Origin of the sequence: Neorhizobium sp. P12A (genome assembly GCF_008365395.1) — a bacterium.
GTDB lineage: Bacteria > Pseudomonadota > Alphaproteobacteria > Rhizobiales > Rhizobiaceae > Rhizobium.
Map to the genome: position 1 here is coordinate 274,330 of NZ_QOVX01000006.1, position 21,316 is coordinate 295,645.

20 protein-coding genes and 1 riboswitch are annotated in these 21,316 nt (G+C 59.2%); of the genes, 6 read left to right on the forward strand and 14 right to left on the reverse strand.

Going from position 1 to position 21,316, the window contains the following annotated elements:
• Positions 1-39 precede the first annotated feature (39 nt).
• A complete protein-coding gene (locus DTW90_RS19440; protein ID WP_149340306.1) occupies positions 40-1,245 on the forward strand; it encodes a DUF2865 domain-containing protein in 1,206 nt (401 codons plus the stop codon).
• Here the strand turns inward: DTW90_RS19440 and bluB are convergent.
• The 5 genes from bluB to DTW90_RS19465 all read right to left on the reverse strand — a co-directional run bounded on the left by bluB (position 1,205) and on the right by DTW90_RS19465 (position 7,007).
• Positions 1,205-1,930 (reverse strand): 5,6-dimethylbenzimidazole synthase, encoded by a 726-nt coding sequence (gene bluB, locus DTW90_RS19445; protein ID WP_149340308.1) that lies wholly within the window; start codon positions 1,928-1,930, stop codon positions 1,205-1,207. The genes DTW90_RS19440 and bluB overlap by 41 nt on opposite strands.
• A 42-nt stretch (positions 1,931-1,972) precedes the next feature.
• A riboswitch (cobalamin riboswitch) is annotated at positions 1,973-2,186 on the reverse strand.
• Between the two features lie 40 nt (positions 2,187-2,226).
• Positions 2,227-3,963: an ankyrin repeat domain-containing protein gene (locus tag DTW90_RS19450; protein ID WP_149340310.1), complete on the reverse strand. Its 1,737-nt coding sequence runs from the start codon at positions 3,961-3,963 to the stop codon at positions 2,227-2,229.
• 162 nt (positions 3,964-4,125) lie between these two features.
• Positions 4,126-4,956 (reverse strand): TolB family protein, encoded by an 831-nt coding sequence (locus tag DTW90_RS19455; RefSeq protein ID WP_149340311.1) that lies wholly within the window; start codon positions 4,954-4,956, stop codon positions 4,126-4,128.
• 3 nt (positions 4,957-4,959) lie between these two features.
• Positions 4,960-5,328: a hypothetical protein gene (locus DTW90_RS19460; protein ID WP_149340313.1), complete on the reverse strand. Its 369-nt coding sequence runs from the start codon at positions 5,326-5,328 to the stop codon at positions 4,960-4,962.
• Positions 5,325-7,007, reverse strand: a complete 1,683-nt coding sequence (locus DTW90_RS19465) for an NAD+ synthase (RefSeq protein ID WP_149340315.1) — start codon at positions 7,005-7,007, stop codon at positions 5,325-5,327. Before DTW90_RS19465 ends, DTW90_RS19460 begins: the two co-directional genes overlap by 4 nt.
• Before the next feature lie 127 nt (positions 7,008-7,134).
• Here DTW90_RS19465 and DTW90_RS19470 point away from each other — a divergent pair, with 127 nt between their 5' ends.
• On the forward strand, positions 7,135-7,665 hold the full coding sequence (locus DTW90_RS19470; protein WP_132524135.1) for a DUF1003 domain-containing protein: 531 nt from the start codon (positions 7,135-7,137) through the stop codon (positions 7,663-7,665).
• A gap of 21 nt (positions 7,666-7,686) precedes the next feature.
• Here DTW90_RS19470 and DTW90_RS19475 read toward each other — a convergent pair whose 3' ends face one another.
• Positions 7,687-8,112, reverse strand: coding sequence for a GFA family protein (locus DTW90_RS19475; protein ID WP_149340317.1), 426 nt, complete (start codon positions 8,110-8,112; stop codon positions 7,687-7,689).
• Positions 8,113-8,550: 438 nt separating this feature from the next.
• On the opposite strand from DTW90_RS19475, the gene DTW90_RS19480 reads away from it, so the two are divergent.
• Together DTW90_RS19480 and DTW90_RS19485 are read left to right on the forward strand one after the other, a co-directional pair.
• Positions 8,551-8,973, forward strand: coding sequence for a TadE/TadG family type IV pilus assembly protein (locus DTW90_RS19480; RefSeq protein ID WP_149340319.1), 423 nt, complete (start codon positions 8,551-8,553; stop codon positions 8,971-8,973).
• A gap of 11 nt (positions 8,974-8,984) precedes the next feature.
• Positions 8,985-10,709 (forward strand): pilus assembly protein TadG-related protein, encoded by a 1,725-nt coding sequence (locus tag DTW90_RS19485; RefSeq protein ID WP_246664976.1) that lies wholly within the window; start codon positions 8,985-8,987, stop codon positions 10,707-10,709.
• 97 nt (positions 10,710-10,806) lie between these two features.
• On the opposite strand, the gene DTW90_RS19490 is transcribed toward DTW90_RS19485, so the two are convergent.
• Entirely contained in the window at positions 10,807-12,180 is a 1,374-nt protein-coding gene (locus DTW90_RS19490) for a 3-deoxy-7-phosphoheptulonate synthase class II (RefSeq protein ID WP_149340322.1), read from the reverse strand.
• Between the two features lie 310 nt (positions 12,181-12,490).
• Here DTW90_RS19490 and DTW90_RS19495 point away from each other — a divergent pair, with 310 nt between their 5' ends.
• Complete coding sequence (locus DTW90_RS19495; RefSeq protein ID WP_149340324.1) at positions 12,491-13,783, forward strand: pilus assembly protein TadG-related protein; 1,293 nt, start codon at positions 12,491-12,493, stop codon at positions 13,781-13,783.
• Between the two features lie 25 nt (positions 13,784-13,808).
• Here DTW90_RS19495 and gor read toward each other — a convergent pair whose 3' ends face one another.
• From gor to rpiA, 3 genes are all read right to left on the reverse strand, one after another.
• Complete coding sequence (gene gor / locus DTW90_RS19500) at positions 13,809-15,194, reverse strand: glutathione-disulfide reductase (protein ID WP_149340326.1); 1,386 nt, start codon at positions 15,192-15,194, stop codon at positions 13,809-13,811.
• 133 nt (positions 15,195-15,327) lie between these two features.
• On the reverse strand, positions 15,328-15,966 hold the full coding sequence (locus tag DTW90_RS19505) for a DUF2059 domain-containing protein (RefSeq protein WP_149340328.1): 639 nt from the start codon (positions 15,964-15,966) through the stop codon (positions 15,328-15,330).
• A 13-nt stretch (positions 15,967-15,979) separates the two neighbouring features.
• The gene (rpiA, locus tag DTW90_RS19510) at positions 15,980-16,681 is read right to left on the reverse strand and encodes a ribose-5-phosphate isomerase RpiA (RefSeq protein ID WP_132524127.1); all 702 of its coding nucleotides are present in this window, start codon (positions 16,679-16,681) and stop codon (positions 15,980-15,982) included.
• A 227-nt stretch (positions 16,682-16,908) separates the two neighbouring features.
• On the opposite strand from rpiA, the gene DTW90_RS19515 reads away from it, so the two are divergent.
• Complete coding sequence (locus DTW90_RS19515) at positions 16,909-17,586, forward strand: HAD family hydrolase (RefSeq protein WP_149340330.1); 678 nt, start codon at positions 16,909-16,911, stop codon at positions 17,584-17,586.
• A gap of 63 nt (positions 17,587-17,649) precedes the next feature.
• Here DTW90_RS19515 and DTW90_RS19520 read toward each other — a convergent pair whose 3' ends face one another.
• The 4 genes from DTW90_RS19520 to DTW90_RS19535 all read right to left on the reverse strand — a co-directional run bounded on the left by DTW90_RS19520 (position 17,650) and on the right by DTW90_RS19535 (position 21,277).
• Positions 17,650-18,183 (reverse strand): BA14K family protein, encoded by a 534-nt coding sequence (locus tag DTW90_RS19520; RefSeq protein WP_246664977.1) that lies wholly within the window; start codon positions 18,181-18,183, stop codon positions 17,650-17,652.
• 147 nt (positions 18,184-18,330) lie between these two features.
• Complete coding sequence (locus tag DTW90_RS19525; protein ID WP_149340332.1) at positions 18,331-18,795, reverse strand: BA14K family protein; 465 nt, start codon at positions 18,793-18,795, stop codon at positions 18,331-18,333.
• 149 nt (positions 18,796-18,944) lie between these two features.
• Entirely contained in the window at positions 18,945-19,268 is a 324-nt protein-coding gene (locus tag DTW90_RS19530) for a BA14K family protein (RefSeq protein ID WP_149340334.1), read from the reverse strand.
• 113 nt (positions 19,269-19,381) lie between these two features.
• Entirely contained in the window at positions 19,382-21,277 is a 1,896-nt protein-coding gene (locus DTW90_RS19535) for a L,D-transpeptidase family protein (protein ID WP_132524123.1), read from the reverse strand.
• Positions 21,278-21,316: the final 39 nt, after the last annotated feature.

Sequence of the window (21,316 nt, forward strand, 5' to 3'; positions counted from 1 at the left end):
TTCCACAGCATCTTGTTAATGCCGGATCCTGTATGATTGATGCTGCACATCGATCGACGGAATATCCTCGTCAGGGGCGGCATCATGGAACGCAGCCGGAAATTCTCCTTATTTTTTCTATTGCCCCTGATCGCAGCTACGCCGGTCGCCGCGCAGAACCAGTCGGTTTGTGACGAACTCCACGGACGGCTCGCCAACATCCCCGAGGTCGTCAGCACCTCGCATTCGGTCCGCAGATATTCAAACGCCATCGACGAGCAGACATCGGCGGTCCGCAGGCTTCAGGCGGAGATGCAGGATCGCGGCTGCCACTCCGGCAGTGGGGTAATTATCAACGGGCAGGACGCCGCCGTTTGCGATCAGCTCGAAACCTCGCTTGGCCGCCTGCAGGAAGACCTGCAATTTCTCATCGAGCGGCGTGACGAAAGCCAGCGCGCCGGCGGCTCAGACGATGTGTTGCGCGATCAGCTTGAAACGGCACTCCGGCAAAACGGATGCGAGGATTCCGCAGCGGCTAATCCCGATACGATCATCACCAATCGCCCCGAAGTGCCCGCGACACCAGAGCAGCAGGCGATGCGGACCGACACGTTCATCCAGCCGATGGACAGAAGCGGCGGCCCGCAGCCGGGCTATGACTATTACCAGGCCGCACCGATGAACTATCCCACCGGCGGTCCCTATGGCGCGGGCCTGCAGACGGTCTGCGTGCGGACCTGCGATGGCGGCTTCTTCCCGCTGACCACCAATGCCTCGCCGGTCAATTTTCAGCATGACGCGGAAACCTGCTCGCGCATGTGCCCCGGCGTTCCGACGGAACTTTATTTCCGCTATTTGCCGAACCAGGAATCCTCGGAAATGGTCTCTGCGGCAACAGGCGCGCCCTACAGCGCCATGCCTTACGCCTTTGCCTATCGCAAGCGCGCGCCCGGCGAGAAGTCGTCCTGCACCTGCAACATGTCGGCCTATTACGAAGAAATGCAGCGCGAGAAGGCCAGCATTCAGCCACAGAGCGTCCAGCCGCAGCCAGCCGCGCCCTATAGCTCCATAACGACGATCACGACGACCAAGCCACCCTCACCCCAGCCGCAGACTGCAACGACGGCCCAGCCCGCACCAGCCGACCGCCCTTACGATCCGACGGCCAGGAAGATCCGCCAGGTCGGCCCGCAATTCCTGTCGACGGATGAGGGAAAGATCGACCTCAAACATCCCCTGGCGCCTGGCCCCCAGCCGGAGCAATAGGGCCAACCTCACCCCAGCGGTCACTGAAGACGAGATCGTCCAGCGACAGCCGCTGTCGCCATCCCTTAACCGCCAGTTCCGGTTCACTGTAGAGCTCATCAACATAGCCGAGGCAGAGCCAGGCAACGATCTCGATTCTATCGGGAATGCCGAGCAGCAGCCTAATATCGGCATCATGGAAGATGCTGACCCAGCCCATGCCGACACCTTCGGCACGCGCGGCAAGCCACAGGTTCTGGATGGCGCAAACCGTGGAGTAGGAATCCATGCGCGGATTATGCGTGCGTCCAAGCACGACCGGCCCGGCCCGGTCAGGATCGCAGGTGACGCATATGCTGAGCGGCGCCTTGCGGATACCTTCAAGCTTCAGGGAACGATAGCTGACGGCCCGCTCACCCTTAAACATCTGAGCCGCCTCGTCGTTAGCGTGCTGGAACGCCTGCCACGCAGCCTCACGAACCAAGGGATCGCGGACAAGCACGAAACTCCAGGGCTGCATGAAACCGACGGACGGCGCGCTATGCGCGGCCCCGAGCAGACGCGCAATCAGCGCATCGGGCAACGGATCGGGCAGAAACTGGTCGCGAACATCCCGCCGTGTTTCGATGGCGCGGTAGACAGCTTCTCGTTCAGCCGCGGAAAATGCCTGTGAACGGACAAGAAAATCCTTCGGATCGGGTCGCATCGTCAAATCCCCAACAATGCCGACCTCACCGCCGTCCGCGCGGTTTGGCCTATCGCGTCAGGCCGGTCTTCTGGCTTGGCTTCGATTGCCTCTCGCTACCTTCCCGGTTTAACAACCAGTGGCATCCATATGAAAGAACATTCGAAAGTTCTTTCCTGCGACAGACATCCGCCTCACAGCGTTGGGCACGCGCCGGATTTTGACCGGCTTCCCGATTCTCCCGCTTGGCACGGGCACCTGACGATCAAAGCTATGCGCGATCCGCCTACCGAAAGCAAGCGGATCGCCAACACGTCTCAACGAGAGGAAACGGGCCTCCTGAACAGCCTCATGATTGCCTCATCGCCCGTCTCCCGCGCCAGATCGCCGTAGGAACGTCCCGAGGCATCCCGAATGGAGCGATCGGCGCCGCGGCCGACAAGGAGCGCCGCCGCATCGGCGCGATGATTGAGAATGGCAAAGCCCAGCGGCGTCAGCCAATCTCGGTCCGGGCTCGGCGCACCGGATCGTCGAAGGCTCTCAAAACGCCGGTCGAGCAACGATGGATCCGCGTCCAGCAATGCTTCCAGCTGCCCGATCTCACCAAAGGCGGCCGCCGCAAAGATATCGAGCGGCTGCGTCTTCAGGAACTCCACCATATCGGCATGGCCGTTATAGTCCGCCCAACCGATCGGCGGCGCGTGATAGTAGGGATCGCGGATCGTGGGATCGGCACCATGCTCGATCAGCAGTTTTACCATTTCGATGTGACCGTGGAGTGCTGCTTCATGCAGCGGCGTGCGGCTAGTCATCGCGTTCACATCCAAACCAAGCGCCAGCATCCGACGAACCGCCTCAAGGGCATTTTCGCCTGCGGCCTCATGCAGCATGGTTGGGTGCTTTCGCTGGACATCGGCGGGGCTGGTCTGCTGCGCCGCCATCATTCTCGGCAAATAATCGATTGGATGCTCGCTATTCATGATGGCGACATAGGCCCAATCCTCCGCCTTCAGACGAACCGCGACCGCTCCATGCTGCACGAGATAGGCCACCAACTCCTTCTCGTTGCCGAGCCGCGCCCACTCATAGGGCGTGCGCCCATTGACCGGCCGGTTGACGTCGGCGCCATGCTCGACCAATAGCCGCACCCGCTGCGGCATCCGCTTTTCCAGAGCCCAGGCGAGTTGATAGTCGAACACGGTCTGCGAATTCTCGACCAGCTTCCCATCTTCCCGCACGGACCAATTGTTCCGGTCGCTGGCGCTCAATCCATATTCGAGCAGCAGTTCGAGGCAGGAATTATCCGGCTCGAACATCCTGTTGTAGAGCGCCTGGCTGTCATTGACGTTCGCGCCGGCGTCAAGCAGCAGCCGCGCGAATGTCATATAGCCCGGATGTTCCGGCTGCCGGATTTTCCCAGCCTCTCCCTGCCCGAAGACGCCGGTCAACGCCGTGAAGCGATATTGGCCATTGTCGAGAAAGAGGGCATTCGGATCGGCTCCACGCGCGATCAGCAGTCGGCCGACGTCGAGAGTGGAATGGCCGGGAAGACGGGCATAGGCAGCATAAAGCAACGGCTGCCAATCGTAGGGACCGCCCTTTCGCTCGATCAATTGCGGCTGCCGGTCCAGCCAGCGGGCGACGCGTGCCGCATCGCCCATCGCTGCGGCAACATGGATGCTATCGTCGGCAATATCGGGATGCGCGTCAAGGAGCTCCACGGCCTCGTCGAAACGGGCGGGATCGGCGGGAATACGCGAGAAATAGGACACGGTCGCAAGCGACAGGAAGCGATTGGCAAGCTGATCCCTCGCCTCATCCCGGCTACCCGATCGCTCCAGATGGTCCTTGAGCTTGGTCCAGCTCGAGAACCCGTATTCGCGAGCCGTTACCAGCTGGATATCCTGCAGCCCGACTGCTGCAGCGTCAGCGAAATACGGCGTCACGCGCGCAAGCGCCGACGTATCGCCTGTTTGCACGGCTTTCAAAAAGGCTTTCGCCTGCTTTTTCACGGAATCGAGCGTGGCGTTCGCCGCCAGGGAGCGTGTGGTCACGGAGACCTCCTTTCATAACGTCCGGTATCCGCGCCCACAGACTGAAAAGAGGTGTGGCAGTCTAAAAATCATTCATCAGGTGGGCCTTGCCCTTCCCGCGGATCGGATGTGCCCTGCGAACGATCAAAAGCTATCGGCAAAAATCCGCGCTGTCCAGCGGCCTCAGGCCGCCGGCTCATAGCGAACGAAGGCGAATTCATCACCATCCGGTGACCAATTGGGCGAATTCATCGTGCCCTGGCCACCGAACAGATCGAACAGCGTTTCGACATTGCCGCCATCCGCATCCATCATGCGCACCCGAACGTTCAGGTCGCGCGGATGATCAAACACATCGGGGTCGTAGGAGATGAAGACGACTTTGTCACCCCTGGGTGACGGATGCGGAAACCAGTCGCCGTAGTTGCTGTCCGTTATCCGCTCGACGGCAGAACCATCGGTCTTGACACGCCAGATCTGCATCAGGCCGGTGCGGCTGGAATTGAAGTAAATCCAATTGCCGTCAGCCGAATAGTCCGGCCCGTCATTGCGCCCTTCGCCAAATGTCAGCCGTCGTTCCTCGCCGCCTTCGATGGACATGGAATAGATATCGAAGACCTGGTCGCGAATGCCGCAATAGGCGAAGGATTGCCCGTCCGGCGACCAGCCATGCCAATAGGACGGGAGATTTCCCGTCATCAAGCTCGGTGCACCACCTTGCGACGGAAGTAGATAAATGCAGCTCTTGCCGAACTCGCATTTGTCGGAAATGGCAATCAATGATCCATCCGGCGAAATGCCGTGATCATTGTTGCACAATGTCGCAAAACCGGTGTCGACCTTCACCGGCTCCGCGCCGCTCTCCAGCGCCAGGCGATAGATCAACCCTTCGCTGTTAAGCAGAAGATAGCGGCCATCGGGCGACCAGTTCGGCGCCTCGAAAAGATCGGATGTCTGCCAGACAACCCGCGTCTCGCGTGTGCGGATATTGAAGATCTCGACCGAACTACGCATGGCTCAAACTTCCTCCTTGATCGGACGATCCTCGCCAATCGGGCTGCTGATGGCATCCTGGAGCTTCGCAAAGACCGAATTGGCAAGCATCGCGTAACGCTGCTCACGAAACACGCCGGCGAGGCTCCAGAACAGGCTGATGACGAGCGTCACGAAAGCGACCCCGGTGATCTTCAGGCTCGCGTCCGAAATCCCGTATATGCCGAGAAAAATGGAGGGGGCGAAGAACACGCCGCTATTGACGAAGCGCATCCATCCGGAGCGGGCCCTCGGCTGAGCTGCCATCAATGCGATGTAGCGCCGCTCCTCCCTGGAAAACTGCGGAGCCGGCGCCGGTCGGCTGCCTGCCTGCCGGACGACCTCCTCGCTCATGCCCGATCCCGGAACCGATTGGTGATTGGATAACGGCGATCGCGGCCGAAATTCTTCTTGGTGATCTTTACGCCCGGCGCTGACTGACGTCGCTTGTATTCCGCCAGATAGAGCAGATGCTCGACGCGATGAACCGTCGCCACATCGTGGCCTCGCGCAACGATCTCCTCGACCGCCATTTCCTTCTCGACAAGGCATTCGAGAATGTCGTCGAGGTCAGGATAGGGCGGCAGGGAATCCTGGTCCTTCTGGTCCGGTCTTAGCTCGGCAGACGGAGCTTTATCGATGATGTTCTGCGGAATGACTTCGCCCGAAGGCCCGAGCGCGCCCGGCGGCACATGCGCATTGCGCCAGCGCGACAGCGCGTAGACCTGCATCTTGTAAAGGTCCTTGATCGGGTTGAAGCCGCCGTTCATGTCGCCGTAGAGCGTCGCGTAACCCACCGACATTTCGGACTTGTTGCCCGTGGTGACGACCATCGAGCCAAACTTGTTCGAAATCGCCATCAGGATCGTTCCGCGGGCGCGGCTCTGCAGGTTCTCCTCGGTGATGCCGCTATCCGTGCCCTCGAAGAGTTCCGAAAGCGCAGACGTGAAACCCACCACCGGCTCCTCGATCGGCACGATGTCGTAGCGGCAGCCCAGCGCCTTGGCGCAATCGGCCGCATCCTTCAGCGAATCCTCAGAGGTATATCGGTAAGGCAGCATGACGGTTCGCACCCGCTCCTCGCCGATCGCATCAACCGCAATCGCGGCGCAGATGGCCGAATCGATGCCGCCGGAAAGGCCGAGCACGACACTCTTGAAACCATTCTTGTTGACATAGTCCCTGAAGCCGAGCAGGCAGGCACGATAATCCGCCTCCTCTTTCTCCGGGATATGCGACATTGGCCCCTCGGCGCAATGCCAGCCCGCATCGCCCCTCTTCCACGTCGTAACCGCAAGCGCTGCCTCGAACTGGCTCATCTGGAAAGCCAGCGACTTGTCCACGTTGAAGGCGAAACTTGCGCCGTCGAAAACCAGTTCGTCCTGGCCGCCGAGCTGCGCTGCGTAAATCATCGGCAACCCGGTCTCGATCACCTGTTTCAGGACCACCTGATGGCGGATATCGACCTTGCCTCGATAATAGGGAGAGCCGTTCGGAGAGAGCAGAATCTCCGCCCCGCTCTCGGCCAGGGTTTCGCAGACGCCGAGATCACCCCAGATGTCTTCGCAGATCGGAATGCCAAGCCGCACGCCGCGGAAATTCACCGGCCCCGGCATGAGACCCTGATCGAAGACGCGCTTCTCGTCGAATTCGCCATAGTTCGGCAGATCGACCTTGTCGCGGACCGCGATGACCTTTCCGCCATCAAGCACGGCAACGGAATTGTATCGTCCGCTCTCATCCTGCCGCGGGAATCCGATGATCACGCCCGGTCCGCCATCGGCCGTATCGGCTGCGAGGCTTTCCACAGCCCTCCAGCACGCGCGAATGAAAGCCGGCTTCAACACCAGATCTTCCGGCGGATAGCCGGATATGAACAGCTCGGTGAAAAGAACGAGATGCGCCCCTTCGCGAGCCGCGTCCGTGCGCGCCTCACGCGCTTTTGCGAGATTGCCGGCGACATCGCCGACCGTCGGATTGAGCTGCGCAACCGCGATGCGCATGGTGTGCGTGATGGAGGTTTGCTCTGTCATGCCATCCATTTAGCGTTCGCAGGGAAGCTCCGCAACTCGCTTCCGCACGCCCTTTCGTTTTCGGCGTTGCAATTTGCCGGCACAAAAGAATACTGACGCCCAAAGTGATTAAGGCCCGGAGTCTCCCATGTATAACCTCTCGAATTTCGTCCACCTGCATTTCGACAAGTCTGCCGATGAACTGGGCGACATCGAAAAGCGAGTTCTGAAAAAGGCGCACGAGCGCAAGGTCATATCGACCGACGTCAACGCTGCCTTTTCCGCGGAGGCGTCAATGGGCGAACGGCTCGCCGACGGCATCGCGCAGGTCGGCGGCTCGTGGTCGTTCATCCTGTCCTTCCTGTTGTTTCTTGTAGTTTGGACAGTCATAAACACCATCGTACTCGCGACGCGCGCCTTCGACCCCTATCCCTTCATCTTCCTCAACCTCGTGCTCTCGATGATCGCAGCCATTCAGGCGCCGATCATCATGATGTCACAGAACCGTCAGGCCGAGCGCGATCGCTTCGAGGCGGCGAAGGATTACGAAGTCAATCTCAAGGCCGAACTCGAGGTTCTGTCGCTCCACCAGAAGATCGACATGCATGTTCTGACGGAGATCGAGTCGCTGAAGCAGGAAATCTCGAAGCTGGTGCAGAAGCTCGACAACCAAAACTGACGCGGCGAAGCTTCTTCGGTTTCAGTCCGAGGGGCCTGCCGTCAGCAGGCCCGGACTTCCCTGCCGGTACTGCGGCAGCTCGTCCGATATCTCATAGAAATCACCCTTGTCCGCGCAGTAGATATGATAGGCGATCTTGAGATCGCTGGGCTGGTCGAACAGGCCAGCCATGAGCGAAATCTCGTCCGCGCCTTCGGCCTGCCAGAACAGGGCCGACCCGCAGGTCTTGCAGAAACCTCGGCGCGCGAAAGAACTGGCCCGGTACCACGTTATGGACTCGTCTCCCTCGATCGCGAGTTTGTCGATGGAGACATTCGTGGCGGCATAATAGAGCCCGGTCTGCTTGCGGCACTGGGAACAATGGCAGGCGACGACCTCCCGCAGCTGTCCATATGCCCGGAACCGCACCGCGCCGCAGAGACACGATCCCGTATGCTCTTCATCCATGCTTATCCCTCCCCGCAAACACGCCCGGCCACCGTCATATCGGTGCTGCAAATCCTGTCAAACGCAAAGGCATGACAAGACCTTCAGCGAATCTGATCCAGCATGGGACATGCGCCGCTTGGGCAACTCCTCGTTGGGAAAACACTGGGAGAGATATCGAAGGCTAGCGAAAGAGGCAGCGGCATTTTGACGGGCATTTAAGGCCGGAGGAAAAAAGGTCCGGGAAACAACGGCTTGAACCGGAACAATCACAGGTGGCTGGAGGCATGACTTATTCGGCGCACCTGCCGCCTTGCGACCTATAGGGTCTCTAGCGGAGCAGGTTCTCATCTACACGCAATAAGTTTATTAGCTAATTATATTTTAATACATACTGATACATCATAGGCGTTAGTGATCCAAAGGATCATCAATGATAGCTTGCGAAAGGGCATACCCATGAAGAGGTTCCGCGATCTCCAATGGTGCCGAGATGGGGCTGCGGCGGTCGAATTCGCCATACTGGCTCCCGTCTTCATTCTAGTGCTGATGACACTGATTGCCTATGGCATCTACCTAAGTGTCGCGCACTCCGTGCAACAGATTGCAGCCGACGCAGCAAGAACCGCAGTCGCCGGAATAACCGAGAGCGAACGCGAGCAACTGGTCGACACCTTCGTTACGAATTCGACGCTGAACGACACCTTCTTGAAGCGTGACAAGCTCAAGGTCACGGTCGCCGCCGACCCCACCAACAGCAACCAGTTTACGGTCTCGGTCGAATACGACGCTAAAGACCTACCCATCTGGAATATCTACAGTTTCGCTTTGCCAGACAAGACGATCAAGCGGTTTGCGACGATCCGCATGGGTGGCATATGAAGCCATATCGGATGTTGATTGACCGCCTCAGCAAAGATCGCAGTGGTAACATAGCAGTCATTTCAGCGCTCTGCGCTCCTCTCATCCTCTATGTCCTGAGCCTTGGCGTCGATTACGGCCTGCTGACACTTCAGCAGCGAAAACTGCAGGATACCGCCGATCTCGCGTCGATCATCGCAGCCTCGGACGCGACCAACGCGGAGACGAATGTGCTGACCTATTTTCAGCAAAACAATCTCGACATGGCGATCCGAACACCGACTGGATATGTCTCGAACAAGGGCAAGTTTCCCCTTGGAGACCAGACCACCGAAGCCAAGTTCGACGGTATCGCGACATTGACGTCAGGCACCTACGCGGCAAACGCCTCGGTTGCGCCAGCGGACCGCTTCGTCGCTGGGGCCAAGCCGACGGATGCCGTAAAGGTTGCAGTCCAGCAGACCGGCGGTCTGTTCTTCGCCTCCAGCATTTCCGCGCCGCCAAAACTTACGGCTGTAGGCACTGCCGCCACGCAGAAGATTGCGGCCTTCTCGATCGGCTCGCGCCTTGCCAGCCTCAACAACGGCGTTCTGAACGCGCTGCTGAACAGCCTGCTTGGCACGTCTCTGTCTCTCAGCGTAATGGACTACCAGGCGCTGGCCTCCGCCGACGTGAACGCACTGTCGGTCATCGATTCACTGGCCACCAACCTCAACCTGACCGCCGGCAGCTATTCGGATACGCTGAGCACCGACATCTCCTACGGCGATTTCATAAAGGCTGTGGGGAAGCAAACCGGACTGTCGCCAACGGTAAAGACGGCGATAAAAACGATCGAGGCGGCAACCAACAGCACCCGGGTCAAGTTTGACCTCGGCGACATACTGGCGCTCGGCCCCGCCAGCCAGCGCGTTGTCGGCAGTGGCTCGCATCTCAACCTGGAAGCCAATGTGATGGACCTGATCTCGGCCTCCGCCCTTGCCGCCAATGGCAGCAAACAGGTCGCCGTCAACCTGAATGGCACGGTCCCCGGTCTTTCTACGGTCCAATTGACCCTCGCCATCGGCGAGCCGGCCCAGCAGACGCCTTCGCTTGCAGTCGGCAGCCCCGGAACGGTTATAAGAACGGTACAGACCCGATTGAAACTCTCGTTGACGGTGGATGGGCTTTCAGCGCTTCTCGGCCTGAAGCTGAAAATCCCCCTCTATATCGAGGTCGCCTCGGGTCAGGGCACCCTCGCCTCGATCGCCTGCCTCGGCAATGGCGCGCAGAACGCCAATGTGACGATCGACACGATCCCAGGCGTTGCCGACGTCTATCTCGGCGATGTCGATACCTCGAAATTCTCCAATTTCGGCTCCAAGCCATCGGTCAGTCCAGCGGCCCTGATCGATTCCCTTCTTGTGAAGGTCACAGCCAGCTCCCATGTGGCGATCACCAACATGACCAAGACGTCGCTGACCTTCTCTCCATCGGATATTTCGAATGGGAACTACCGCACGGCCTCCACGCATGACACGCTGACGTCTACCGTCGCCTCCTTGCTGGGCAACATCGCCTATAAGATCAAGATCCTGATCGTTACCATCGGCACGCAGTCTTCCATACAGCAGGCTCTGTCTGCCGTGATGACCAGTATCACCGCGCCGCTCGACACCCTGCTGGACAACATTCTGATGACGTTGGGCGTCAGGATCGGCGAGGCCGATGTTCGGGTCACGGATGTGCGATGCCAGCAGCCAGTGCTGGTTCAGTAGGATTGAGGAGTCACCGAAAGAAGAAGTGGGACGATACAGAAAGGGCCGGCATAAAGCCGGCCCTTTCGGATGTGCAATGATGTTGCCGAACCGGCAATCAGCCCTGGGCAACCATGCGCTTCTCGTCGCGGCCGCCCTTCATGCGCTCGGCCAGCAGGAAGGCAAGTTCCAGAGCCTGGTCGGCATTGAGGCGCGGGTCGCAATGGGTATGGTAGCGATCCTGCAGATCGTCGGCAGAAACGGCACGCGCGCCGCCGGTGCACTCGGTCACATCCTTGCCGGTCATCTCGATATGGATGCCGCCCGGATGCGTGCCTTCCGCGCGATGGATCTGGAAGAAGCTTTCGACTTCCGACAGGATCCGCTCGAACGGACGGGTCTTGTAGTTGTTGAGCGTGATCGTGTTGCCGTGCATCGGATCGCAGGACCAGACGACCTTGCGGCCCTCATGCTCGACGGCGCGGATCAGCTTCGGCAGGTTCTCAGCGACCTTGTCGTGACCGAAGCGGCAGATCAGCGTCAGACGACCGGCCTCATTCGTCGGGTTGAGGGCGTCGATGAGCTCGATCAGATTATCCGGCGCCAGCGACGGGCCGCACTTCAAACCGATCGGGTTCTTGATACCGCGGAAATATTCTACGTGCGCGTGGTCGAGCTGACGCGTGCGGTCACCGATCCAGAGCATATGGCCCGAGGTCGCGTACCAGTCACCCGACGTTGAATCGACGCGTGTGAATGCCTCTTCGTAGCCGAGAAGCAGCGCCTCGTGGCTGGTGAAGAAATCGGTCTCGCGCAGGCTCGGATTAGACTCGGCACTGATGCCAATGGCCTTCATGAAGTCCATCGTTTCGCTGATACGATCGGCCAGCTTGCGATAACGTTCGCCCTGCGGGCTGTCCTTGACGAAACCGAGCATCCACTGGTGCACGTTTTCGAGATTGGCGTAGCCGCCCATCGCGAAGGCGCGCAGAAGGTTCAGCGTTGCAGCCGACTGGCGGTATGCCAGCAGCTGACGATCCGGGTTCGGAATACGCGACTCTTCCGTGAAATCAGTACCGTTGATGTTGTCACCGCGGTAGCTCGGAAGCGAAATGCCGTTCTGCGTTTCCATCGGCGAGGAGCGCGGCTTGGCGAACTGGCCTGCGATGCGGCCGACCTTCACCACCGGCAACTGCGCGCCAAAAGTCAGCACGACGGCCATCTGCAGGAAGGCGCGGAAGAAGTCACGGATGTTGTCGGCACCGTGTTCGGCGAAGCTTTCGGCGCAGTCGCCGCCCTGCAGCAGGAAGGCGTTGCCCTCTGCTACATTGGCGAGATGCTTCTTCAGACGACGTGCTTCACCGGCAAAAACGAGCGGCGGAAAGGTTGCAAGCTGCGCTTCCACTGCTGCGAGCGCTGCCTGGTCCGGATATTCCGGCACCTGCTGGATCGGTTTTTGCCGCCAACTGTTCGGTGTCCAATTCTGTGCCATCTCAATCACCTGTTCCGCATCCGGCCTCTGGCCGAATGTCCCGTCGAAGAAATAAGGGCGGCTTATACCCCCTTGTCGTGCCTTTGCATAGCGCCGTTCAGTCCAAGATACTCTTCAAGGGCCCCTGGACAAACGGCGTCCCGGTTGAGGCTGCGAAGAGCCTGCAAGTTCCACTACATAGGCATTAACTGCCCGCATACCAAGCGGCTTTGCTGCCTATTGAGAATTGCCTGATACAACGCATCAATCAGCCGCCATGAGGGTCCTGCTGAGTTCGCCATGAGAGCGACAGGCAATTGAGGAAACGATCATGCGCGGCCAGTGGCAGCATCTGTGGCAAAATAAAGCCGGCAATTTCGGCATCATGACGGCACTGCTGATGGTGCCGCTCCTCGGAGTGGCCGGCCTCGCGATCGATTTCTCAAATGCCATGAGCGTCAGGACCCAGCTTTTCGCTGCCGCCGATGCCGCGGCGGTCGGTGCATTGGCGGAAAAATCGAGTGGTGTGGCGGCAGCCATGACCATGGGAGACGGCACTGTCAGCATCGCCGAAGCCGACGCCAAGAACCTCTTCTTCGCCCAGAACACGGTCGCGCTGCAGGAGGATGACGTCAACGTCGATGTCTCAGTAAGCAAGACAGGCAGCACGCTGCAATCGACGGTCAACTTTTCCGCCGTCGTTCCGACGACGTTCCTGCGCATCCTCGGGAAGGACTCGATCGACATATCGGGAACGGCGACGTCACAGAACCAGACGGCGACCTACATGGATTTCTATATCCTGGTGGACAATACGCCATCCATGGGGGTCGGCGCGACGCCATCAGACATTGCGACAATGGAAAGCCATACGCCGGACAGCTGCGCCTTTGCCTGCCACGAGACGGGTCAGAACGCGGGAAAAGATTACTATACACTGGCGCAGCAGCTCCACGTGACGACCCGCATCGACGTCGTTCGAGAGGCGACGCAGGCGCTGACGCAGACGGCTGTCAGCAACCGCGTTACGCCCGACCAGTTCCGCATGGCCGTCTATACATTCGGAACATCAGCAGACGACGACCAGCTGAAGACCGTCTCTGACCTTTCCACCGACATGAACCAGGTCAGCAGCAATACGACCGGCGTCCAGCTGATGACCATCCTGCAGCAAAATTACAAGAATGACGCGCTGACGAGCTTCGACAGCGCTCTGACACAGCTGAATACGACGATCTCGGCCGCCGGTCAGGGCACCGGCCCTTCCGATCGCCAGAAGATCCTGTTCTTCGTCACCGATGGCGTCGGCGACAGCCCGAAGACCAATTGCACCGAACCGCTCTCCGGCGCGAACCGCTGCCAGGAGCCGATAGACACGAGCTTCTGCACGCCGCTGAAGAACCGCAGCGTCAAGATCGCCATCCTCTACACCACCTACCTGCCCCTGCCCCAGGATGGCTGGTACAATGAGTGGATCAGCCCTTTCCAGTCGCAGATCGGCAAGAGGCTGCAGTCCTGCGCCTCGCCGGGCCTCTATTTCGAAGTCAGCCCGTCACAGGGGATCAGCGACGCCATGAACGCGCTGTTTCTAAAGGTATTGCAGACGCCGCGATTGACAGGTTGATAGAAAACCAGCCCGTCAAGACGGTTCAGACGCGCTGGCCGTCGATGACGCGGTAGCTCGGCGAATACATCGTCACCAGCTCTTCGGCAGCCGTCGGGTGAACGGCCATCGTCCGGTCGAAATCATCCTTCGTGCAGCCGGCCTTCAGCGTGATGCCGAGGATCTGTGCCATCTCGCCTGCATCATGGCCGAGAATATGGGCGCCAACGACCTTGCGGTCCTCGGCATTGACGATCAGCTTCATGATGGTCTTTTCCTTCCGGCCCGATAGTGTCGCCTTCATCGGACGGAACTCGGCGCGGTAGACTTCCAATTCCTTGAAGCGCTTGCCCGCATCCTCTTCGCTGAGACCCACCGTGCCGATCTCGGGCTGCGAGAAGACGGCGGTCGCGATCAGGTCGTGATCGGGCTTGGTCGGATTGTTCTTGTACACCGTCTCGATAAAGCACATCGCTTCATGGATAGCGACGGGCGTCAATTGTACCCGATCGGTGACATCGCCCAGCGCGTAGATGTTGGGAACGGAGCTACGCGAATACTCGTCGACGACGATCGCACCGCGCCCATCGGTCTTCACGCCGGCAGCCTCAAGACCGAGGTTCTTGGTGTTTGGATCACGGCCCAAGGCCAGCATCACGACGCCGACATCAAGCATTTCGCCCTTCATGGTGCGCGCCCGAAGCCCTGCCTCGGTTTTCGCCACTTCCTCGATAACGTCGTGGCAGAGGACACGGATACCCTTCTGCTCCATTGCCTCATGCAGGCCACGGCGCATGTCCTGGTCGAACCGCGACAGGATTTCCGCACCGCGATAGATCAGCGTCACGTCGACGCCGAGGCCATGAAAGATATTGGCGAATTCAACAGCGATATAGCCACCGCCGGCGATCAGGATCGATTTCGGCAACTCCTCCAGATGGAAGGCCTCGTTGGAGGAAATGCACAGCTCATAGCCCGGCAAAGCGGAATGATGGTTCGGAGAGCCGCCAACGGCAATGACGATCTTGTCGGCGGTGACAGTCTTGCCTGTCTTGACGAGCCGGATCGTGTTGGCGTCGATCAGCTCGGCGCGCGTATCGAATATATCAGCCTTCGCATTGTCGAGGCCCTTGCGGTAGAGACCTTCGAGACGGGCAATTTCCTTGTCCTTGGCCTCGATCAGCTTCTTCCAATCGAACTTGCTTTCCCCAACCGTCCAGCCGTAGCCGGCCGCGTCCTCGAAATGCTCGTGATACTGCGAAGCATAGACGAAGAGTTTCTTCGGCACGCAGCCGCGAATGACGCAGGTTCCCCCGTAGCGATACTCTTCGGCAATGCCGACTTTCTTGCCGAGCGATGCAGCAACGCGCGCGCTGCGCACGCCGCCCGAACCGCCGCCAATGACGAAGAGATCATAATCGTAGGAAGACATGCAAAGCTCCTGCAGGAAAATATGGGCCGGGAAAGCCGACGGGACGGGACATTTGCTGCTGATATAGTGCCGGCAGCCCCCAAAAGAAAAGCCCGGACGACGCCGGGCTTTACATATTCGATATGCGTAAAACTTAGTTCGCGGGAATGGTCAGCTTCGGGGCAGCAGGTTTTGCGGCGGGCTTTGCGGTTGCGGCCGGCTTTGCTGCCGGCTTGGCGGCCGGCGCCGCATCGGCTGCCGGAGCGTCGTCGGCGACAGGCGGTGCTGCCGGAACCTTGACGATCTTGGCCAGAGCGTCGTTGCTCTGGCTGGCGAGATCGCGGGAAATACCCTGGCTCCAGATATCGGCGGCCTTATAGAGTTCGCGCGTCGCGACAGGACCATCCTTCAGCAGCTTCTTGCCGGCATCCGACGTGTAGAACTCGGAGATCGCCTTCAGCTCGTCGACCGAGAAAGCCTTTGCATAGGTGATGGCGGCTTCGCGCTCGAGATCGGCGCGGCGCGGCGCCAGCGCCAGGGCCTGCTGATCGACCGTCGCGGCGATCTGGTCGCCGAAGTTCGGGTTCGCCTGGATCATCGTGCTCTTCAGCTGCTCGGCGAGGTTCGGAAGAATGGCGTCGAACTGGTTCGTGATACCGAGCGCGTTGATTGCGGCGCGGGCTGCCTTGATCTGCTCGTCGGTGACGTCCTGCGCATTGGCCGAGCCGAACGCGAGGCCTGAAAGAACGATGGTCGCAGCGGCAAAACGGCCAAGACCCGTTATTTTGATCATGAGTTCAATGCTCCTATGTATTTTTCGCCTGCAGTGTCCGCGCCCCTGCCGGACCGGCTATGATCGCAAGCGTCGCCATGTTGATGAAGAGTCCGTGTTCGACGACACCGGGAATGGAGTTCAATGCGATGGCTAGCGCCTCTGCATCAGGAATGCGGCCAAAAGATGCGTCGATGATGAAGTGCCCGCCATCCGTCATGAAGTTTTCTTCACCGGCCTGGCGCAGCTTCAGGGCACCCGTAAGACCAAGCTGCATGGCCGCCCGCTCGATCTTGATGCGCGTCGATGCCAGCCCGAACGGATTGACCTCTATCGGCAGCGGAAAAGCCCCGAGCGTATCAACGATCTTGCTCTCGTCGGCGATGACAATCATGCGCGCGGATGCAGCAGCGACGATCTTTTCGCGCAGCAAAGCACCGCCGCCGCCCTTGATCAGCCGCAAAGAGGGATCGACCTCGTCGGCACCATCAATCGTGAGGTCAAGCTCAGGAAGTTCGTCGAGGGATTTGAGCGGCACGCCGAGTTCGACGCAAAGCCGCGCCGTGCGCTCCGACGTCGGCACGCCCTGAACGATCAAACCCTGTGAAACCTTTTCGGCCAGCAGCCGCACGAACTCTTCAGCCGTGCTGCCGGTTCCGATTCCAAGCCGCATGCCACTTTCGACATGGGAAAGCGCTGCCTCGGCGGCTTTGATCTTCATCTGCCGGGCGTCCATAGCGCCACCTGCTCCCATTATTGCGTTGGAGTTGCTGTTTACACGGGTCCCCCCGCAAACGTAAAGCCAAAATAGCAGCTTCCGGAAGAAATGCTGCCGCTCATCACAGTGCCGGCGAGCAACTGTCATCAAGCCCGCAATTCAAGATAAGCTGGCCGACATTGCAATTCCGGGAGCGATATTCTACTTCGGAACAATTGTTCTATCGACGATCCGAGGCCCTTACCGTGAAATCTGCTCTTGTCGTATTCGATCTCGACGGCACCCTGCTGGACACGCACATCGATCTTGTCGAGAGCCTGAACCACACGATCGCCGCGCTGGACCTCGCTCCTCTAGGCTATAACGACCTTACCCACCTTGTGGGAAACGGCGCCCAGGTGATGATCGAGCGCGCCTGCAAACTGCGCGGCTACGCCCTCAAGCCGGATGGCCTCCCGGCACTCCTCGAACGGTTCATCGCGCATTATACCGACAACATACCCGGCGCCACCAAGCCTTATCCTGGCCTGATCGAGGCGATGGACGCGCTGAAGGCCAAGGGACACCGCCTTGCCGTCTGCACGAACAAGCTCGAATCCCTCGCAATGCTTCTGATCGAGCGATTGAAACTCTCGCACTATTTTGATTCCATCACCGGCGGCGATACGTTCACCGTCCGTAAGCCGGATGCACAGCATCTCATAGGCACCGTCGAGCGTGCCGGCGGTGACCTGTCCCGGACCGTCATGATCGGCGACAGCATCAACGACATACTGGTGGCCCGCAATGCCGGAGTGCCCTCGATCGCAGTGCCTTTCGGCTATTCAGATGTGGATGTCGAAACACTCGGCCCCAATCACATCATCGCTGACTATAGTGAACTGACCCCGGCCCTGGTGGAAGGGCTGCTGTCGATAGGATAATCGCGGCGTACCGCAATACCCTGGCGGCCAAGCGCATCCGCAGCCGCCGTTTTTCCTTCATCGTCAGCACTGCCGACGAGGACCGTAATACGGCTGGAAGGTATTGTCGTATGCGCGGTAGCTCCGGTAACGGCTTGCGCACCATGCGGCGTGGCTACCGTAACCGTTGTAGTAAGGGCGGCTATAATAGGGACGGCTCGCCGCTCCGGCGATAATTGCCCCGGTTGCGAAAGCCGCAAGCGGGACCCAAGCGTCGCCGTAATAGCCACCATAGTATCCGCCGGGGTAATAGCCGTAGCCCCAGCCATTTCCATACCAGCCACGGCGCCCGTACCAGCCATTGTGGCCATACCAGCCGCCGCCACGCCCATACCAACCGCCACCACGACCATGCCAGCCACCGTGGCCCCAACCACCGTTGCCGTGCCACATACGGCCACGACCGCCGTGCCATTGAACCTGCTGTATCTCGGGGTGCTGTCCCGTGAACTGCGGAATGGACAGATCGGGCATCGTGATAGCGTGGGCCTCGCTTATGGGCATAAGGCTCGTCAGCACGCTCAATCCGCCGGCGAGAATGCTAGTCAACGTTCTCATGACGAACTTCCTTCATATTAGGCATATATAAAACTAGTATTTTTTCGCGAGAGTTCCACGCATTACAGAAATATTAGCTGCCAATATCGAAGTGCGCCTTGCTGACGAAAAAGGCGGGAAATAAGCCGCCTTTTCGTTGCTTATGACTTACCTGCACTGCGCTCGCGGACCACTGGTCGGCTGGTAGGTGTTGTCGGATGCGCGATAGGTTCTGTAGCGGGCGGCGCACCACGAGGCGTGGCTGTGATAGGCCGGATGGCTGGCGGCACCGGCGATCAAAGCCCCGGCGGCTAGCGCTGCAAACGGAACCCATGCTCCGCCATCATCGTAGTATCCGTGATGATAATAGCCGTGATGCCATCCGCCGCCATAGTAGCCGTGATGGTGCCAACCGCCGTGGCCATGCCAACCACCGTGTCCGCCGTGGTTGTGCCAGACATGCCCATGACCGTGCCCGCCATGCCAGGCCACAGCCTGAAGCTCGGGTTGCTGGACCGCCGTTTGCGGAATGGGCGCGGCTGGCATGGTCATCGCACTAGCCTGGCCTATCGAACTCAGTCCCATCAGCAGGCTAAGCCCGCCTGCGACAATACCGCTTGTGATTGTTTTCATGACGAAGTTCCTTCAAATTACACATGTTTAAACGTGTAATTTTCCGTCACAGTTCCACTCATTACGGAATTGTGAAATTGGGAACATCGAGGTCTTTTCGGCTCATGAAAAAGGCGGGAAACGACCCGCCTTTTTCATTGCCCTATAACTTATCTGCACTGCTCCCGAGGACCATCGAGAGGCTTGTACGTGTTGTCGGACGCCCGATAGGTTCTGTAATGGGTAGCGCACCACGAGGCGTGGCCACTGGCACTGGCGACTGTGGTTCCGCTCGTCTGAGCGGCTGCGGGTGGAAGCCACGCGCCACGGCCGTTATAGCCGTTGTACGTGCCAGGCTGAGCCGATAGTTGCGGCGCAGCAGCTGCGTTGGCCTCAGCAAATGCGCTTAAGCCGATCAATGCAGTCAAACCGCCGATGACAATACTGCGAGTGAAGCTTTTCATGACGACTGTCCTTTTGTACCCGGCATACATAGAATAGTCATCTGCCTGTCATATTCCACTTCGAACATCCAACTACACGAGGATGTGACAATAGAAAAGGCGGCCACAGGGACCGCCTTTTATTACATTTTCGTAAGCTTTACTTAGACCTGCGTCTGACGTGCCTTGCTCGTGGCGTCAAATGCCCGCTGCGTGTACATGTCGCGGTCATAGACGTCGTTGAAATATTCGATCACGCCATCCTTGTTCGGCCATGCCGTGAAGTAGGAAATGTAGACCGGGAACTTCTGCGGCACCGGCACGGCCTTGTTCTTCCCGTCGGCGATCTGCTTTGCAACATCGGCAACGGTCGTATTCAGAACGGCGGCTGCCATCGCACGCGGATCGGCCAGACGAACGCAACCATGGCTGAGCGCGCGCATGTCCTTCTTGAAGAAGGCCTTGTCAGGCGTGTCGTGCATGTAGATGGCGTGGCTATTCGGGAACAGGATCTTCAGTTCGCCAAGAGCATTGTCGCTGCTCGGCGGCTGGCGCACGGAGATCGCCTGGGTGGAACCATACCAATCGACGCTGGACGAAGGCACGGCATGGCCGTTCACTTCGACCTGATAGCCCATGCGGTCCAGGTAGTTCGGATCGGCCCGCAGCTTCGGCAGCATCTCGTTGATGATGATCGACTGCGGAACGCCCCAGAAGGGGTTGAATTCAACGGTCTGGATCTGGTTTTCGAAGAAGTTGGTCTGGTGGTTCTTGTTGCCGACCACGACACGCATCGACAACTGTTCCTTGTTGTCGTTGTAGTAGTAGACCATGAAGGCCGGCTGGTTGATGAAGACATAGCGCGGGCCGAGTTCATCCGGCAGCCAGCGCAGCTCTTCCATCGCAATGTTGAGCTTCTGGATCTTGCTGTCGCTGTTCTCGCCGACCATGGCGCGAACCGTCGACTGACCGATAACGCCATCCGCCGTCAGGCCCCGTTCCTTCTGGAAAGCTTCGACCAACGAAACCAGATCAGGCGTATAGTCGGAGCCGCCCTGATAGGAAGCAAGCACCGAAGCCTGGCTCGTCTTCAGAGCCTCGGAACCCTTGAGTTGGATTGCCTTGACGATGTTCGCCATTTCAGGCGAGTTGCCACCCGGCTTGAGAATGCCGCTCAGCGCAACCGTCACATGATTGCCGCTGGAAGCGCCATTGCCGCGAAGCTTGGCAAGCTCAGTCTTCAGTTCCGTAAACTGCTGGTTCGACGGGCTACGGCTGTTGAGGTAAGCGGTCGTGTCCGGGCTCATGGTGATGAGCTTCAGGACCGGCGTCAGATTGACGTCCTTGCGCTTGAAGTCGTGGTACCCGGAAATCTTGTTCGGGTCGAGGCGACCACGCTCGGTGTCCTGAACATAGCTCAGCACCTTTGCCGACAGGGTCAGCTCGAACTGCATCAACGCACGATCACGGTCAGCTGAGTTGACGCTGGTCGCGTCGGAGGTCGGAAGCGGAACGGCATAATCGGCCGGATCGAGACCGACGGAAGCGGCGTCGGCCAACACAGCCATCGCAGCCTTTGCCTTGTCGTTAAGGGCGTTGTCGGAAACCCAGACGAGCGGCTGCTTCTGACTGCCGTAATAGGCTTCCAGTGCCTTGGCGACGTCGTTCGTCGTCATCACCTTCGCTTCCGTCAGGAAGTGCCGCTGCGCAGCAGAATCACTACCGCCCATCGGGGTGGCCGAAGCGTCTGCAACGGCGCCGGTTACAACAGTATCGGCAAACCGGCTGGACGCCACCAGGCGCATCGCCTCGGGCTTGTAGGTGTAATACTGATACTGCGACGCATCCACCGTCGGCAGCGGCGCACTCGCATCACCCTGCTTCGAAACCGAAGGCGGCGGCGGAAAATCCGGACGCATCTTTGTGCTTTGGCCGGCATTGCCGGGACCACCGCGAATAAAATCGAGGAAGGTCATTGCATTAGCGGATGCCGTGCTGATGCCGGCAAAACAGCACGACAGAGCGAGTACTGCGGCGGCGGATTTGGTTGCGAGCTTCATATTTTAAATCGGTCCCCGTATCATGCGGTAGCTTGAGAC

Coding starts and splice junctions, on each gene's coding strand:
- DTW90_RS19440 (WP_149340306.1), top strand. CDS start 40: ATGCTGCACATCGATCGACGGAATATCCTCGTCAGGGGCGGCATCATG.
- bluB (WP_149340308.1), bottom strand. CDS start 1,930: ATGCGACCCGATCCGAAGGATTTTCTTGTCCGTTCACAGGCATTTTCC.
- DTW90_RS19455 (WP_149340311.1), bottom strand. CDS start 4,956: ATGCGTAGTTCGGTCGAGATCTTCAATATCCGCACACGCGAGACGCGG.
- DTW90_RS19460 (WP_149340313.1), bottom strand. CDS start 5,328: ATGAGCGAGGAGGTCGTCCGGCAGGCAGGCAGCCGACCGGCGCCGGCT.
- DTW90_RS19465 (WP_149340315.1), bottom strand. CDS start 7,007: ATGACAGAGCAAACCTCCATCACGCACACCATGCGCATCGCGGTTGCG.
- DTW90_RS19470 (WP_132524135.1), top strand. CDS start 7,135: ATGTATAACCTCTCGAATTTCGTCCACCTGCATTTCGACAAGTCTGCC.
- DTW90_RS19475 (WP_149340317.1), bottom strand. CDS start 8,112: ATGGATGAAGAGCATACGGGATCGTGTCTCTGCGGCGCGGTGCGGTTC.
- DTW90_RS19480 (WP_149340319.1), top strand. CDS start 8,551: ATGAAGAGGTTCCGCGATCTCCAATGGTGCCGAGATGGGGCTGCGGCG.
- DTW90_RS19485 (WP_246664976.1), top strand. CDS start 8,985: ATGTTGATTGACCGCCTCAGCAAAGATCGCAGTGGTAACATAGCAGTC.
- DTW90_RS19490 (WP_149340322.1), bottom strand. CDS start 12,180: ATGGCACAGAATTGGACACCGAACAGTTGGCGGCAAAAACCGATCCAG.
- DTW90_RS19495 (WP_149340324.1), top strand. CDS start 12,491: ATGCGCGGCCAGTGGCAGCATCTGTGGCAAAATAAAGCCGGCAATTTC.
- gor (WP_149340326.1), bottom strand. CDS start 15,194: ATGTCTTCCTACGATTATGATCTCTTCGTCATTGGCGGCGGTTCGGGC.
- DTW90_RS19505 (WP_149340328.1), bottom strand. CDS start 15,966: ATGATCAAAATAACGGGTCTTGGCCGTTTTGCCGCTGCGACCATCGTT.
- rpiA (WP_132524127.1), bottom strand. CDS start 16,681: ATGGACGCCCGGCAGATGAAGATCAAAGCCGCCGAGGCAGCGCTTTCC.
- DTW90_RS19520 (WP_246664977.1), bottom strand. CDS start 18,183: ATGAGAACGTTGACTAGCATTCTCGCCGGCGGATTGAGCGTGCTGACG.
- DTW90_RS19525 (WP_149340332.1), bottom strand. CDS start 18,795: ATGAAAACAATCACAAGCGGTATTGTCGCAGGCGGGCTTAGCCTGCTG.
- DTW90_RS19530 (WP_149340334.1), bottom strand. CDS start 19,268: ATGTATGCCGGGTACAAAAGGACAGTCGTCATGAAAAGCTTCACTCGC.
- DTW90_RS19535 (WP_132524123.1), bottom strand. CDS start 21,277: ATGAAGCTCGCAACCAAATCCGCCGCCGCAGTACTCGCTCTGTCGTGC.